The organism is Streptomyces sp. NPDC093097 (assembly GCF_044754325.1).
GTDB lineage: Bacteria > Actinomycetota > Actinomycetes > Streptomycetales > Streptomycetaceae > Streptomyces.
Window position 1 is genome coordinate 48,677 of record NZ_JBIVOW010000016.1, and the last position, 14,962, is coordinate 63,638.

Genomic DNA, 14,962 nt, shown 5'->3' on the forward strand with positions numbered 1-14,962 from the left:
CCCTCCCGACCGAGTCCTGGGTGTACCGCGTCCGGAGGGATCAGCCCCCGGCCGCGATACGGGCCAGCCGCCGGGCCTCGGACCGCGTGGCGCGGGCGATGGCGTCCTCGTCGACGGTGGTGAGGTGGTCGTCCTCGACCACCGGCCGGCCGTCGACCAGCGACAGCGTGACCGGGGCCGGCGGCCCGAAGACCAGGGCGGTGACCGGGTCGGCGATCGAGGCGTGGCCCAGACCGTCCAGTTTCCACAGGACCAGGTCGGCGAGCTTGCCGGGCTCCAGGGAGCCGATCTCGGCGGCCCGGCCGAGGACTTGGGCGCCGCCGTGGGTGCCCAGCCGCAGCGCCGCGCGGGCGTTCAGGGCGGCCTCCCGGTGGGCGCCGAGGCGGTTGATGAGCAGCGCGTTGCGCAGTTCGGTGCGGAGTTCGCCGGACTCGTTGGAGGCGGTGCCGTCGACGCCCAGACCGACCGGGACGCCGGCCGCGAGCAGGTCCGGGACGCGGGCGATCCCGGCGGCCAGGCGGGCGTTGGAGGACGGGCAGTGCGCCACGCCGGTCCCGGTGCGGGCGAAGGCGGCGATGTCGGAGTCGTTCATGTGGACGCAGTGGGCCATCCACACGTCCTCCCCGAGCCAGCCCGTCGACGCGAGGTAGTCGGTCGGGCCCATGCCGAACAGCTCGTGGCAGAACGCCTCCTCCTCCACCGTCTCCGAGCCGTGGGTGTGCATCCGGACGCCCTTGCGGCGGGCGAGCGCGGCGCCCTCGCGGAGGAGTTCGGTGGAGACCGAGAACGGCGAGCAGGGCGCCACGGCGAGGTGCACCATCGAGCCGAACGACGCGTCGTGGTGCGCGTCGACGGCCGCTTCGGTGGCGATCAGGGCGCCCTCGGTGGTCTCCACGGCGAAGTCCGGCGGCAGGCCGCCGTCCTTCTCGCTGCGGTCCATCGAGCCGCGGGCCAGGGTGATCCGGGCGCCGATGTCGGCGGCCGCGGCCAGCTCGGCGGCCACCAAGTCCCCCGCGCCGCGCGGGAAGACGTAGTGGTGGTCGCAGGCGGTGGTGACACCTCCCTTGACCATCATGCCGAGCGAGCCGTGGGTGGCCGCGGTGAGCATCTGCGCGTCGATCCGGGCCCAGGTCGGGTAGAGCGCGACCAGCCAGTCGAAGAGGTTGTGGTCGGTGGCCAGGCCCCGGGTGAGCCACTGGTAGAAGTGGTGATGGGTGTTGATCAGGCCCGGAGTGGCCAGGTGGCCGGTGCCGTCCACGCGGCGGACGACGTTGGCCAGCCCCTCGGGCGCCTTGCCGGCGCCGACGGACTCGATGGTGTTGCCGGCGATGACGACGTGACCGCCGGCGTACTCGGTGTCGTCGGCGTCGATGGTCGCGATGGCGCAGTTCTCGATGACGATGCGCTGCTGCACCGCGCTGTCAGGGAATGCCGATGCTGCCATGCTGCTTTCCTCGTGCTTTCGTGGCGGTTCGGGCACGGCATGGCCCTACGGGATGTGAGTGCCGGAGCCGGGCGAGGCGGCTGACAGGACCGCCGCCCGTGGGGTGCCCCGGGTGCCGAGGTGGTGGAAGAACAGGTTGAGCAGGACCGCGACGAGCGCTCCGGCGCTGATGCCGGAGCCGAGCACGGTCTGTGCCCAGGCGGGGAATTCGGCGTAGAAGGTCGGTGCGGCCAGCGGGATGATCCCCGCGCCGAGCGAGACGGCCACCAGGATGATGTTGGAGCTGTCGTCGAGCCCGGCTTCGGAGAGCGTGCGGATACCGCTGACCGCGATCGATCCGAACAGCACGATGCCCGCGCCGCCCAGGACCGGCATCGGCACCAGCGAGACCACCGCGCCCAGGACGGGGAAGGCGCCCAGGAGCAGGAGCACCAGGCCGGCCAGCGCGACGACATAGCGGCTACGGACCCGGGTCAGCGAGACGACGCCGACGTTCTGCGCGAAGGCGCTGGTCGGGAAGCCGCCGACGAGCGGGCCGAGGAGGGTGGCGATGCCGTCGGTGCGCAGTCCGCGGGTGATGGTGGCGCCGGTGGTCGTGCGGTCGCAGATCTCGCCGAGGGCGAGCATCCCGGCCGACGACTCCGTCATCAGCACCAGCATCACGATGCACAGCGAGAGGATCGCGGCGGGCTGGAACTCCGGCGGCCCGAAGGCGAACGGGGTGGGCAGCGCGGCGATCGGCGCCGAGCGCAGCCCGTCGAAGCCGGCCATGCCGAACGGGATCGCCGCGAGGGTGCCGACGACCAGGCCGATCAGCAGCGCGACCTGCTTGAGGAAGCCCTTGGCGAAGCGCTGGATGAGCAGCACCACCAGGAGGGTGAAGCCGGCCAGCGCGAGGTTCTTCATCGATCCGAAGTCGGCGGCGTGCTTGTCGCCGCCCTGGGCCCAGCCGACCGGTACGGGCATCAGCGTCACCCCGATGAGGGTGATCACCACGCCGGTGACCAGCGGCGGGAAGAAGCGCAGGAGCCTGCCGAAGAACGGGCCGATCGCCAGGCAGAAGGCGCCGGCACACATCACCGCCCCGTAGATGGCGGGGAGTTGGTGCCCTTTGGCGGTGGTCTCGGCGATGGCGAGCATCGGGGTGATGCCGGCGGAGCTGGCCGCGTTGACGAACGGGAGGCGGTTGCCGACGAAGGTGCCGATGCCGAGCGTCTGCACCAGCGTCGCGAGGCCGGCGATGAGCAGACTGGCGGCGATCAGCCGGGTCCGGCCGGCGGCGTCCAGCTCGACGGCCTGGCCGACGATGAGCGGAGGGGTGACGACGCCGGCGTACATCGCCGCGATGTGCTGGAGGGCGGCGGGGACGAGCCGTCTGACGGTCGGCTTCTCGTCCACCGGGTGGACCGGTGGGGCAGGGTGGTGGGGGGCTTGCTCGTGCTGTGCCATGGGTCGATCCCCTCGGAAATCACGTCCCCTCCCCCTGCGGGGTGGGGAGGGGACGCGAGGCACGGCGTTGCGTCGTAAGCCGCCAGGTCCTTCTTCTCACCCTGCCGCCCGGCAGACGGGAGGGTGCGAAGGAGACCTAGAGGTTCGTCAGATCCATCGGGATCCGGGCTTCGACACCGTCGCGCAGAACAGTGGCTTCGATCAGGCCGTACGGGCGGTCCGCCGCGTAGTAGACGGCCCCCTCGGCGGTATCGTTCTTGAGCCCGAAGGGCTCCAGGTCCACGAGGAAGTGGTGCTTGTTCGGGAGCGAGAAGCGGATCTCGTCCACCTCGGACCGGTTGTTGATGACGCGCGATCCCATCTGGTACAGCGTCTGCTGGAGCGAGAGGCTGTAGGTCTCCGCGAAGGCCTGCAGCATGTGCTTCTTGACCTGCGCGTACGAACGCTCCCAGTGGGGCATCCGCTGCTCGTCGTCGGTCCAGTTGAAGCGCCAGCGGCTGGAGACCTGCGTGGCCAGGATGCGGTCGTACGCCTCCTTCAGGGTCGTGTACTTGTCCTTGATGTAGCCCCAGAACTCCGAGTTGGTGGAGTTCATCACGACCAGGTCCTTCAGACCGGAGATGACCTCCCACTTCTCACCGTCGTAGGTGATCTCGGTCAGCCGGGTCTCCTGGCCCTTGCGGACGAAGGAGTGCTTGACCTCCTCGGCGCCGATGAACTGCGAGTTGGCGTCGGAGGTCTCGATGCGCTCCCAGGCGTAGTCCTCGATCCGGATCCGGGCCCGCTTGATCGGCTCCTGACTGGTGACGAAGTGCCGGGCCAAGTGGATGCCGAACTGCTCCGCCGACTCGATGCCGTACTCCTTGGCGAAGGCGTACACGGTGTTCTTGGTGGTGTCGGTGGGCAGGCAGTGGGCGTTGGAGCCGGAGAGGTGGACGTCTTCCAGGTCGCCGGAGAGCGCGACCGAGACGTTGAGGTCCTTGATGTGGTGGGTGGCGCCGTCGCGGGTGATCTTGACGACGCGGTTTTCCGCCTTGCCGTACTGGTTCTGGCCGAGAATCGTGGGCATGTCGGTGCTAGCTCCCTCGGTATACGGAGTAGCCGAACGGGTTGAGCAGCAGCGGTACGTGATAGTGCTCGCCCGGCTTGACGGCAAAGGTGATTGCCACCTCCGGGAAGAAGGCTCCGCTGTCCCGTGGCGCGGGGGCGTCCTGCTGTTCCTCGGCTTGCTGGTTGACGCTGTGCTGGGGTGAAGCGCTGTGCTGGTCCGAGACGCTGTGCTGTTCGGGAAGGCTGTGCTGTTCGGAAAGGCTGTGCTGTTTGGAAAGGAAGTACGCCTCGGTCGCGAACTCGATGCGTACGTGGGTGGTTCCCTCCGGCAGGGCCGGCAGGTCCTTGCAGCGCCCGTCGGCGTCGGTCCGGCCGGCACCGTGGGCTGTCCAGGCTCCCGCGCTGCCGGAGCGCACCGCGAGCGTGAGGGCGACGCCCTCCGCGGGGCGGCCCACGCTGGTGTCCAGGATGTGCGTGGACACCGACGTCGGTGCGGCCGGCTCGCTGCTCATGCTGGGTCTCCTTCTGCGATGCGGTTCAGGCGGATGCGGTTGATCTTGCCGAGCTCACCGCGGACGATCTCGCGTTCCCTCTCCGGCGTGTTGCCGATCCGGGAGCGGACCGCCTCGCGCATCTGCTCGCCGGTGCGTCCGGAGGCGCAGATCAAGAAGACGTGCCCGAACTTCTCCTGGTAGGCCAGGTTGAGTTCGAGCATCTCCGCCTTGAGTGCGTCGGAGGCGCCGGCCATCCCGCTCTGCTCGCGGCTGGAGGTGGGGTCGCCCGGCTTGGGTCTGCCTATGGGCGGGTGCCCCGCCATCGCCTCGGCCAGGTCCTGGGCGGTCAGCTCGGCCACGGCGGCGTCGCTGGCGGCGAACAGGGCGTCGGCGGTGGGGTAGGGGCGCTGGGCGAGGACCTTGTTCCCCCATGCGCGGCTGGCGCACACCTCGTGCAGGGCGGCCTGAGCCTCGCCGGCATCGACGGCGTTGAACCGGGTAAGCCCCTCGGGCGTACTCGAAGACACGGGAAGCCTCCGTGGCCTGGTGCTGGACAGCTCTGGTTGGCTGGAAACAGCTAAGACCTCCGGCAACATCACGTCAACACTTTGTTGAAAAGTCGGCAACACAAAAGCCGCCGCCCGGAGTTGACGGACGGCGACTTCGGCCATTGCAGGGGGAGTTGCACCCCCTTCGCCTCACTCGGCGCTCTTCGCGGCGCTTTCGCGGTTGAGGTAGTTGTAGACGGTGAACCGGCTCACGCCGAGGGCGGCCGCGACGGTCTCCACGCCGTGCCGGACGGAGAAGGCGCCCCGGCTCTCCAAGATGCGCACCACCGACTGCTTGGTCTTGCGGTCGAGTTCAGACAGCGGCATACCGTGCCGGCGCTGGAGCTCGGCGAGGATGTGGTCGAGCGAGTCCGACAGGTGCGGGAGCCGGACGGCCATCCGGTCCTCGCCCTCCCAGGACAGCACCACATCGTCGCCGCCGGCCTGGTCCGGCGCGATCATCTGGGCACCCATCGCGTCCACCAGCGGCTTGACCGCGCGGACGAAGGGGTGGTCGACGGGCTCCGTCACGTCGCCTCCCCCACACGTCCGGCCGCGCCGCCCGCCTGCCGCCCGCCGCCGTCCCGGGCGGAGACGCCCGGCGCCGCCGCGCCGCCACCGCCGTCCGCGATCACATTGACCTGGAGGGATACCCGGGTGGCACCCGCCTCCAGGGACCGCCGCAGCAGGGAGTCGACCGCGCCCAGCACCCGGTCGACGTCCCCCTCCGCGGTGTTGCCGAAGGGACCGACGTCGACGGCGTCCAACTGGGCGCCGGTGACGATCTCCCGCGCCACCACGGCATGGGCCGGCGCCTCGTCCAGATCGAACGGCTCCGTCGTGAACTCAACTCTCAATCGCACGCCGTTCAACCTACGCGCGGTGGGGCCCGTCGACCAGAAATTGCCCACAAGCCCTCTTGACAGCCTCTCCGACGCCCGGCAGTGTTCCGTTACGCAGAAAGTGAATTCCGCAATTCGGAAGGAGCCCTGGGCCTCATGGGTTTCGCGGACACCCGCTTCAACGTCAATCTGTCGATCCTGTTCACCGAGCTCCCGCTGCTGGAGCGGCCGGCCGCCGCCCGGGCGGCGGGCTTCACGGCGGTGGAGCTGTGGTGGCCGTGGGTGGACGCCCCGACCCCGGAGCGCTCCGAACTGGCCGCGCTGCGCGACGCCCTGCGCGATGCGGGCACGCAGCTGACCGGGCTGAACTTCTACGCCGGGCGGCTGCCGGGGCCGGACCGCGGCGCGCTGTCGGTGCCGGGAGAGGAGTCGGCGCGGTTCCGGGCGAACGTGCCGGTGGCGATCGAGTTCGCCTCCTCGCTGGGCTGCACCGCCTTCAACGCCCTGTACGGCAACCGCGTCGAGGGCGCCACCGCGGCCGAACAGGACGCGCTGGCGCTTGCGAACCTCGCCTTCGCCGCCCGGGCGGTGGCCGAGGTGGAGGGCACCCTGCTGATCGAGGCGCTGAACGCGCCGGAGTCGCCGGCCTGCCCGATCGTCTCGGCGCCGAAGGCGATCGAGGTGGTCGACGCGGTCAACGCCGCCACCGGGCTGGACAACGCGCGGTTCCTGATGGACCTCTACCACCTGTCGATGAACGGCGAGGACCTCGACGACGTCATCGACCGCCACACCGCCAAGACCGCGCATGTGCAGATCGCCGACAACCCCGGCCGCGGCGCCCCGGGCACCGGCTCGCTGGACTTCCCCGCACTGCTGGACCGGCTGCGCAAGAACGGCTACGACGGCTACGTCGGCCTGGAGTACAAGCCGGGCGACGGCCCCAGCGCCGGCTCCTTCGCCTGGCTGCCCGCTCCGCTGCGCGCCGCCCACTAGGGCGTGCCCCGGCCCCAACCTCCTTCCGTCCCCCTGGTTCTGAGTGCGAAAGAGGCTTTTCGATGAGCAACCTGGCCGACTCCTCCCGCCCGTCGATCGCATGGATCGGGCTGGGCATCATGGGCGCGCCCATGGCCGAGAACCTGCTCAAGGCCGGCTATGCGGTGACCGGTCACACCCTGGAGGCCGACAAGCTCCGGCGGCTGACCGAGGCCGGCGGGACCGCGGCCGCGTCGATCGCCGAGGCCGTCCGGGACGCGGACGTCATCATCACCATGGTCCCCGCCTCCCCGCAGGTCGAGGCCATCGCCTACGGCCCGGACGGGATCCTGGCGAACGCCAGGTCCGGGGCGCTGCTGATCGACATGTCCTCGATCACCCCGCAGACCTCCATGGACCTGGCGAAGAAGGCCGCCGAGAAGGGCGTCCGGGTGCTGGACGCCCCGGTCTCCGGTGGCGAGGCGGGGGCCGTCGAGGCGGTGCTGTCCATCATGGTGGGCGGTGAGCAGGCCGACTTCGACGAGGCCAGGCCCGTCTTCGAGGCGCTGGGCAAGACCATCGTGCGGTGCGGTCCGCACGGCTCCGGTCAGACCGTCAAGGCCGCCAACCAGCTCATCGTCGCCGTCAACATCCAGGCCTGCGCCGAGGCCGTGGTCTTCCTGGAGAAGTCCGGCGTCGACCTCGGTGCCGCGCTCGACGTCCTGGGCGGCGGACTGGCCGGTTCCACCGTCCTGGCCCGCAAGAAGGACAACTTCAAGAAGCGGGACTTCGCGCCCGGCTTCCGCATCGACCTGCACCACAAGGACATGGGCATCGTCACCGACGCCGCCCGTACCGTCGGCGCCCCGCTGCCCGTCGGCTGCGTCGTCGCCTCCCTGGTGGCCGCCCTGCGCGCCCAGGGCGACGGCGGACTGGACCACTCCGCCCTCCTCCGCGGCGTCGAGCGCCTCGCCGGGTACGACCTCAAGGACTGAGCGCGCTCCCCTCGGGGTAGCGGTCAAGTCCCGTACCCCAGGCGACCGTTGGGGTCGCGTGAGGACTCTCCGGGCCAGCGGAGAACAGACTTCCGGGCGGCGGTCGCGTTGACACCTGTCCTGTCGCGCCCAGGCGCGGCCGCCGCCCGGAACACCCACTCAGGATTGTTTCAACAAACTGTTGACGTCTGGTCGGAGCACTTCCTACGCTCCGACACGCGGAAGCCAACTTCCGCAGTCTCGTACGGAAGGTCACCATGTCGAAGCCCACGCTGACGGCGCGCACTCTCACTACGGAGGCTGGCGCCCCGATCGCCGACAACCAGAACTCCGCCACCGCCGGCGTCGGCGGCCCGATCGTCCTCCAGGACCAGCACCTGCTGGAGAAGCTCGCGCGCTTCAACCGCGAGCGCATCCCGGAGCGCATCGTGCACGCCCGCGGCTCCGGCGCCTACGGCCACTTCGAGGTGACCGACGACGTCACCGCCTTCACCCGGGCCGACTTCCTCAGCACCGTGGGCAAGCGCACCGAGTTGTTCATCCGCTTCTCGACCGTGGCCGACAGCCTCGGTGGCGCGGACGCCGTGCGGGACCCGCGCGGTTTCGCGGTGAAGTTCTACACCGAGGAGGGCAACTACGACCTCGTCGGGAACAACACCCCGGTCTTCTTCATCAAGGACCCGATCAAGTTCCCCGACTTCATCCACACCCAGAAGCGCGACCCGTTCACCGGCAAGCAGGAGCCGGACAACGTCTGGGACTTCTGGGCCCACTCCCCCGAGGCCACCCACCAGGTCACCTGGCTCATGGGCGACCGCGGCATCCCGGCCTCCTACCGGCACATGAACGGCTACGGCTCGCACACCTACCAGTGGACCAACGAGGCGGGCGAGGCCTTCTTCGTCAAGTACCACTTCAAGACCAACCAGGGCATCCGCTGCCTGTCCGCCGAACAGGCCCAGGGCGTGGTGGGCAAGGACGGCAACAGCCACCAGACCGATCTGCTCCAGTCCATCGAGCGGGGCGTGTACCCCTCGTGGACCCTGTACGTGCAGATCATGCCGGCGGCGGAGGCGGCCGACTACCGCTTCAACCCCTTCGACCTGACCAAGGTGTGGCCGCACCGCGACTACCCGCTCCAGCGGGTCGGCCGGTTGGTCCTGGACCGCAACCCCGACAACATCTTCGCCGAGGTCGAGCAGGCCGCCTTCTCGCCGAACAACTTCGTGCCCGGCATCGGCCCGTCCCCGGACAGGATGCTCCAGGGCCGGCTCTTCGCCTACGCCGACGCGCACCGCTACCGCCTGGGCGTCAACCACACCCAGCTCCCGGTCAACGCGCCCAGGGCGACGTCCGCCGACAACTACGGCCGGGACGGCTTCATGGCGCGCAACGCCTACGACCGGCGCGCCAAGAACTACGAGCCCAACTCCTACGACGGCCCCGTCCAGACCGACCGGCCGCTCTCCGCGCCGCTGGCCGTCACCGGCCACGTCGGCACCCACGCGGCCCCGGCGCACCCCAAGGACGACGACTTCTTCCAGGCCGGCGAGCTCTACCGCCTGATGTCGAAGGACGAGAAGAAGCGCCTGGTGGAGAACATCGCCGGCGGACTCTCCCAGGTCAGCCGGGACGACGTGATCGAGAAGAACCTGGCGCACTTCCACGCCGCCGACCCGGACTACGGCACGCGCGTCGAGGCGCGGGTCCGCGAACTGCGCGAGGACTGACGGGAGGTCAGCAGCCTTGCGCATCCGTACCGGTCGTCCCGCTGAGGGGTGGCCGACCGGTACGGAAGGCAGCGCGGCGCTCCGCGGCACACCGGGGAGCGGCCAGTGCGGTGGCAGGTCCGTCCGCCAAGGAGACGGGCCCGCTCCCCCGCCGCGGAGCCCGTCTGCCGCCCGCTGAAGCACCACCCGCCGCCCCTGCCCACCGACTCCGTCCGGCGGTGCGATGTCCCGTCGCGCCCAGCTCTCGCACGGTCGGACGGAAACCACCGCCGGGGCCCGGAACGTCGTGAGGTCACCGACTCCGGGCCCTGCGGCGTGCCCGTGCGCCCCCTGTCCCTCGCCGCCTCTCGGCGCATTCCCGCCACGGGCAGGGGAATTTGGGGAGACCATGGACGGCAAGCAGAGCCGACCGACCGCCTCTGCCCGACCTGCCTGGAGCCGACATGGCCGACAGCGTGCCGGTGCGGTGCCCCACGTGCCGCCGCGAGAACGCCTTCACCCCGCCGACCTTCCCCTGCGCCTGCGGTGCCCCGCTGACCCTGCCGGTGCTGCGCGACGGCTCGCCGGTCGAGATACTGCACCGCACCTGGGACGCGTCCTGGGTGGACGTCCGCTGCGAGGTCTGCGGACGGCAGGACGCCTGGCCCGCGCCGGAGACCGGCTGCGCCTGCGGCACGGTGGTGCGAGTGCCGATCGTCCCGGTGCCCGCCCCGCCGTCGGCCGCTCCCGACCCGGCCCCGGCCCCCGCGGACGTCCCCGTCTCCGCCGCACCGCCCCGTCCGTCGCCCTCGCCCCTCCCGGCCGACGGGCCGCCGCCGCAGCGGCCCGCGTTCCGCCCGGTGACCATCCGGACCGCCCGGGACTGCGTCACCGCGGCCGCCCAGTACCTGAAGTGGCTGGGCTTCGCCGATGTGGCCCGGGCCCAGGAGCGGACCGCCTCCGGGGTGGACCTGCGCGGCACCGGCGTGGTCGCCCAGGTCGACCCGACGACCCGGGCCACCGGCCTCCGCGAGGTCGAGTGCGTCTGGCTCAACGGCCTGGCCGACTCCGCGGTCGCGGTCTTCTTCTCGCTGGCCGGCTACGCCCGCGACGCCCGGTCGCGCGCCGACGATCTGCACGTCCCGCTGTTCGTCATGGACCTCACCGGCACCCCGCAGCCGGTCAACGACGCGGCCGACGAGCTGATCACCCAGGGCGCCCGGCCGCCCGGTTGAGCCCGCCGCCCGGTCGGACGGCCCGGCGGCGGGGAAACCCGTTCGCCCGGCGCGCCCCGAGAGGCGACACTGTCCGCATGATCATCCGTGTCCCGGACCCCGCCGACCTGCCCGCCCTGCGCGCCCTGGAGCGCGCCGCCGGAGAGCCGTTCCGCGCGCTCGGCATGGCGCAGATCGCCGACGACGAGCCGCCACCTGCGGCGCTGCTGGAGGAGTACCAGCGCGCCGGCCGGGCGCTGGCCGCCTACGACACCGAGCAGGCGGGCGAGCCGCCCCGCGGCTACCTCCTGTGGGACCCGGTCGACGGCTGCGCCCATGTCGAGCAGGTCTCGGTGCACCCGGAGCGGGCCCGGCGCGGGGTCGGCCGGGCGCTGATCGACCGGGCCGAGTCGGACAGCGGCCTGCCCGCACTGACCCTGACCACCTTCGCCGAGGTGCCGTGGAACGCCCCGTACTACGCCCGGCTCGGCTTCCGCCGACTGGCCGCCGAGGAGATGACGCCGGGGCTGCGGGCGATCCGCGCCCACGAGGCGGAGCTGGGCCTGGACCGCTGGCCCCGGGTCTGCATGCGCCGCGAGGCGGGGGCCCGGTCCTGAGATGACATGCCGTCAACTTCACATGCCTGTACGGGCGATGAGGTGCCGATGAGGGATGCGAACGCGCTCCGCGCCTTCTGCCTGGGGTTCAACGGCGCGACCGAGGAGAACCCCTTCCCGCGGCATCCGGAGGTCTCGACGTTCAAGGTCGGCGGCAAGATCTTCGCGCTCTCGACGCTGGACGCGGTGCCGCTGACCGTCAGCCTCAAGTGCGACCCCGAGCTGGCCCAGCGGCTGCGCGCGGCACACCCCGAGGTGGTGCCCGGCTACCACCTCAACAAGCGGCACTGGAACACCGTTTCGCTGGCCGGCGACCTCCCCGACCGGCTGGTGCGGGAGATGATCGAGGACTCCTACGACCTGATCGTGGCCTCGCTCCCGCGTGCCCAGCGGCTCCTCCTGGACTGGCCCGGTCGTTGAACTCCCGTCTGCCGGGCGGACGATGGGAGTGCGACGAGAGGGCCTGGCCCGGCGAGCGGCGCTGAGGGCTCGGGGCCACAACGGGCGGATGCCCCGCGCTCGCGCACCCGGAGGGCGCGACCGCGGGGCATCACACCGGCCGGACGGTCAGGCCCGGGGCGGCAGGACGGCGCGGATGCCGCCCTGTGCGGTGGTCGGGGCGACGGTGTCGTAGCCGCCGTTGACCGCGCCGTTGCCGGCGTACTCGACGGTGTAGCCGCCGCGCAGCACGTCGGCGCCGGAGCGCGGGTGCTCGGCGTCACAGGAGGCCTGGCCGGCGGTGTCCGTCTTCGCCACGCACAGCACCTTGCCGGTGGTGTCCTTGAAGGTGAGGGTGGCGTTCCAGATGGCGTCCTGCGCACCGGCGAAGCGGGCCCGCACCAGGGTGGCGTGCAGCCCGATGACCTTCAGCGGCTTGGTGGAGAGCGTGGCCTTGCCGGCGGTCAGCCGGGTCGCCATCTCGGGTACCGTGGCGGCCGGTTCGCACAGGCCGCGGGACCAGTCGAAGAGGCCGCCGGGGGCGCAGGTCGCGTGCCCCTCCTGGGTCGCCACCCGGTGGGTGACCGGGTCGCAGCGGTAGAAGCGGGCGGCGCTGTCGGCGTCGATCACGGTCGGCGCCACGGTCGCCGCGTCCTCGCCGCTCGCGCAGCCGGCGGTGAGCACCTCGCGGACGGGGCCGCCCGGGCTGCCGGGCTGGATGACGTCGGCGTAGGCGGGGGCGGCGAAGCTCCCCAGGGCGGCGGCCACCGTGGCAGCGGTGGCAGCCCAACGTGCGAAACGGGTCATGAATGTCCCCTCTTGACGGGAATCCCGCGGGATTTCCGTCCTGCTAACGGCCTTGAAATGTGGCCGGGTTGACGGCCTTTCACCCGTCCCGTAAACCGGGAACGGGCCAGGTCAGGACCCTATCGGCCGGGTCGGCCCGACCGGACGGCGGCCCTCTGGCCGGACCGGCCCCGACGGGCCGCACGGCCCCTGCGCCAACTGCCCTGCCCCGCACGGCCGATCACCCCTCAGACCGTGCCGAGGCTCCCCTCCCGGTCCGCGTCGGCGGCCTCCCGCTGCCGGTACGGCGACGGCCGGCCGCGGCCCGGCGCCGTCCCCAGCTTCGACGCGAGCCGCTCGCGGAGTTCGACCTTGCGGACCTTGCCGCTGACGGTCATCGGGAAGGTGTCGGTGATCTCCAGGTAGCGCGGGACCTTGTAGTGCGCCAGCCGGGAGCGGCAGTAGCGGGCCAGTTCGTCGCGGGTGAGGGTGTCCGCGGGGTCCCGGAGGACGACGCAGGCGGCGATCTCCTCGCCGTACTTCTCGTCCGGGACGCCGACGACCTGGACGTCGGCGATCTTGGGGTGGGAGTAGAGGAACTCCTCGATCTCCCGCGGGTAGACGTTCTCCCCGCCCCTGATGATCATGTCCTTGATGCGGCCGACGATCCGGACGTAGCCGTCCTCGTTCATCACCGCCAGGTCCCCGGTGTGCATCCAGCGGGCCGCGTCGATGACCTCGGAGGTGCGCTCCGGGTCCTCCCAGTAGCCGAGCATCACGCTGTAGCCACGGGTGCACAGTTCGCCCGGGGTGCCGCGGCGCACGGTCACCCCGCTCTGCGGATCGACGACCTTGACCTCGATGTGCGGCAGCACCCGGCCGACGGTCCCGGTGCGGTGCGCCAGGTCGTCGTCCCGCCGGGTCTGGGTGGAGACCGGCGAGGTCTCGGTCATGCCGTAGCAGATGGACACCTCGGCCATGTGCATCTCGGCGACCACCCGCTTCATCACCTCCTCCGGGCAGGGCGAGCCGGCCATGATGCCGGTACGCAGCGAGGCGAGGTCGTAGTCGGCGAAGTCCGGGAGGCTCAACTCGGCGATGAACATGGTGGGGACGCCGTACAGCGCGGTGCAGCGCTCGTCCTGGACGGCCCGGAGGGTGGTGGCCGGGTCGAAGGCGGGCGCCGGGATGACGATGCAGGCGCCGTGCGAGGTGATGCCGAGGTTGCCCATGACCATGCCGAAGCAGTGGTAGAAGGGCACCGGCAGGCAGACCCGGTCGTGCTCGGTGTAGCCGACGGTCTCGCCCACCGCGTATCCGTTGTTGAGGATGTTGTGGTGGGAGAGGGTGGCGCCCTTGGGGAAGCCGGTGGTGCCGGAGGTGTACTGGATGTTGACCGGGTCGTCGGCGGTCAGCGTCTTCTCGCAGGCGGCCAGGCGGGTGTGCGGCACGGCCGCGCCGGCGGCCAGCAGCCCGCCCCAGGTCGGGTCGCCGACGTAGACGACGTCGCGCAGCGCCGGGCACTCGGACCGCACCTGCTCGATCATCCGCCGGTAGTCGCTGGTCTTGTGGGCGACGGCGGAGACCAGCACGGCCACCCCGGCCTGCTTCAGTACGTACGCCAACTCGTGGACGCGGTAGGCGGGGTTGACGTTGACCAGGATCGCGCCGATCCGGGCGGTGGCGTACTGGATGAGGACCCACTCGGCGCAGTTGGGCGCCCAGATGCCGACCCGGTCGCCCTTGCGGACGCCCTTGGCGAGCAGCCCCAGCGCCACCTCGTCGACCGCGCGGCCCAGTTCGGTGTAGGTCCAGCGGCGGCCGGTGGCCACGTCGACCAGTGCCTCGCGGTCGCCGAACAGGGCGATGGTGCGGGCCAGATCGGCGCCGATGGTGCGGCCGAGCAGCGGCCGGTCCGCGGCCCCGCTCGCGTACGACAGCTCCATGTGCGGCTCAGTGGTCAACGGTGGTTCTCCTCCCAGTACTCGGCAGCACCGCCGCCCCGCTGGCCGGGGCGGCGGTCGGTGCCGGAGACGGTCTTCGGCAGGTCGACGCGCCCCGGCCGCCGGATGCGTGGGTGGGGCCGGGGCGGCACGGAGTGCGTGGTGATCAGCTTGGCGGGCGCCGGGGCCGGCGACCAGCCGTCGGTCGGCACCGCGTGCGCGCCACCCCCAGCATGACGCCCCGCGTGCGACCACGCCCCGCCGCTCGCCCGCGCTTGCGTGCCGCGAAGGGGGATTCGATCTCCGCCCGGTGTCGGTGGTCCGAGGGGCCGGGCGGGCTCTTGCGTCCAGGCGGTGGCGCCACTGTCAGCGGTGGCGGTCGGTCCGCCCCCGGTGTACTCGGCATCGACCGCCGCCCCGACGGGGCCCGGCCACCGGCCTCCCCCGACTGCCCACCC

General features: G+C 71.6%; 15 protein-coding genes and 1 pseudogene. 6 read left to right on the forward strand and 10 right to left on the reverse strand.

Features of this window, described 5'->3' with window-relative positions; all coding sequences use genetic code 11:
- Positions 1 to 40: 40 nt before the first annotated feature.
- The 7 genes and pseudogenes from ACIQE0_RS25265 to ACIQE0_RS25295 all read right to left on the reverse strand — a co-directional run.
- Positions 41 to 1,444: an 8-oxoguanine deaminase gene (locus ACIQE0_RS25265; protein ID WP_402336208.1), complete on the reverse strand. Its 1,404-nt coding sequence runs from the start codon at positions 1,442 to 1,444 to the stop codon at positions 41 to 43.
- A gap of 45 nt (positions 1,445 to 1,489) precedes the next feature.
- A complete protein-coding gene (locus ACIQE0_RS25270; protein ID WP_402336211.1) occupies positions 1,490 to 2,893 on the reverse strand; it encodes a nucleobase:cation symporter-2 family protein in 1,404 nt (467 codons plus the stop codon).
- 136 nt (positions 2,894 to 3,029) lie between these two features.
- Positions 3,030 to 3,962: a factor-independent urate hydroxylase gene (gene pucL / locus ACIQE0_RS25275; RefSeq protein ID WP_402336214.1), complete on the reverse strand. Its 933-nt coding sequence runs from the start codon at positions 3,960 to 3,962 to the stop codon at positions 3,030 to 3,032.
- Between the two features lie 7 nt (positions 3,963 to 3,969).
- Entirely contained in the window at positions 3,970 to 4,455 is a 486-nt protein-coding gene (locus ACIQE0_RS25280) for a hydroxyisourate hydrolase (protein WP_402336216.1), read from the reverse strand.
- Positions 4,452 to 4,964: a 2-oxo-4-hydroxy-4-carboxy-5-ureidoimidazoline decarboxylase gene (gene uraD / locus ACIQE0_RS25285; RefSeq protein WP_402336219.1), complete on the reverse strand. Its 513-nt coding sequence runs from the start codon at positions 4,962 to 4,964 to the stop codon at positions 4,452 to 4,454. Before uraD ends, ACIQE0_RS25280 begins: the two co-directional genes overlap by 4 nt.
- A 171-nt stretch (positions 4,965 to 5,135) precedes the next feature.
- On the reverse strand, positions 5,136 to 5,516 hold the full coding sequence (locus tag ACIQE0_RS25290; RefSeq protein WP_402336222.1) for a helix-turn-helix domain-containing protein: 381 nt from the start codon (positions 5,514 to 5,516) through the stop codon (positions 5,136 to 5,138).
- 86 nt (positions 5,517 to 5,602) lie between these two features.
- Positions 5,603 to 5,848: pseudogene (locus ACIQE0_RS25295) on the reverse strand (hypothetical protein); the annotation flags it as partial.
- A 135-nt stretch (positions 5,849 to 5,983) separates the two neighbouring features.
- On the opposite strand from ACIQE0_RS25295, the gene ACIQE0_RS25300 reads away from it, so the two are divergent.
- The 6 genes from ACIQE0_RS25300 to ACIQE0_RS25325 all read left to right on the forward strand — a co-directional run bounded on the left by ACIQE0_RS25300 (position 5,984) and on the right by ACIQE0_RS25325 (position 11,757).
- Positions 5,984 to 6,823 carry a TIM barrel protein gene (locus ACIQE0_RS25300; protein WP_402336225.1) on the forward strand — a complete coding sequence of 280 codons (840 nt, stop codon included), beginning with the start codon at positions 5,984 to 5,986 and terminating at the stop codon, positions 6,821 to 6,823.
- A gap of 62 nt (positions 6,824 to 6,885) precedes the next feature.
- Positions 6,886 to 7,797 (forward strand): 2-hydroxy-3-oxopropionate reductase, encoded by a 912-nt coding sequence (locus ACIQE0_RS25305; RefSeq protein WP_402336228.1) that lies wholly within the window; start codon positions 6,886 to 6,888, stop codon positions 7,795 to 7,797.
- 272 nt (positions 7,798 to 8,069) lie between these two features.
- Positions 8,070 to 9,527 (forward strand): catalase, encoded by a 1,458-nt coding sequence (locus ACIQE0_RS25310; RefSeq protein ID WP_402336516.1) that lies wholly within the window; start codon positions 8,070 to 8,072, stop codon positions 9,525 to 9,527.
- Positions 9,528 to 9,970: 443 nt separating this feature from the next.
- Entirely contained in the window at positions 9,971 to 10,741 is a 771-nt protein-coding gene (locus ACIQE0_RS25315) for a hypothetical protein (protein ID WP_402336230.1), read from the forward strand.
- Positions 10,742 to 10,818: 77 nt separating this feature from the next.
- Positions 10,819 to 11,337 carry a GNAT family N-acetyltransferase gene (locus ACIQE0_RS25320; protein ID WP_366331528.1) on the forward strand — a complete coding sequence of 173 codons (519 nt, stop codon included), beginning with the start codon at positions 10,819 to 10,821 and terminating at the stop codon, positions 11,335 to 11,337.
- Between the two features lie 48 nt (positions 11,338 to 11,385).
- A complete protein-coding gene (locus ACIQE0_RS25325; RefSeq protein WP_402336233.1) occupies positions 11,386 to 11,757 on the forward strand; it encodes an MmcQ/YjbR family DNA-binding protein in 372 nt (123 codons plus the stop codon).
- Positions 11,758 to 11,904: 147 nt separating this feature from the next.
- Here ACIQE0_RS25325 and ACIQE0_RS25330 read toward each other — a convergent pair whose 3' ends face one another.
- From ACIQE0_RS25330 to ACIQE0_RS25340, 3 genes are all read right to left on the reverse strand, one after another.
- The gene (locus ACIQE0_RS25330) at positions 11,905 to 12,582 is read right to left on the reverse strand and encodes a hypothetical protein (protein ID WP_402336235.1); all 678 of its coding nucleotides are present in this window, start codon (positions 12,580 to 12,582) and stop codon (positions 11,905 to 11,907) included.
- A 227-nt stretch (positions 12,583 to 12,809) separates the two neighbouring features.
- Positions 12,810 to 14,507, reverse strand: coding sequence for an AMP-binding protein (locus tag ACIQE0_RS25335; RefSeq protein ID WP_402336518.1), 1,698 nt, complete (start codon positions 14,505 to 14,507; stop codon positions 12,810 to 12,812).
- A 14-nt stretch (positions 14,508 to 14,521) separates the two neighbouring features.
- Positions 14,522 to 14,716 carry a hypothetical protein gene (locus tag ACIQE0_RS25340; RefSeq protein ID WP_402336238.1) on the reverse strand — a complete coding sequence of 65 codons (195 nt, stop codon included), beginning with the start codon at positions 14,714 to 14,716 and terminating at the stop codon, positions 14,522 to 14,524.
- Positions 14,717 to 14,962: the final 246 nt, after the last annotated feature.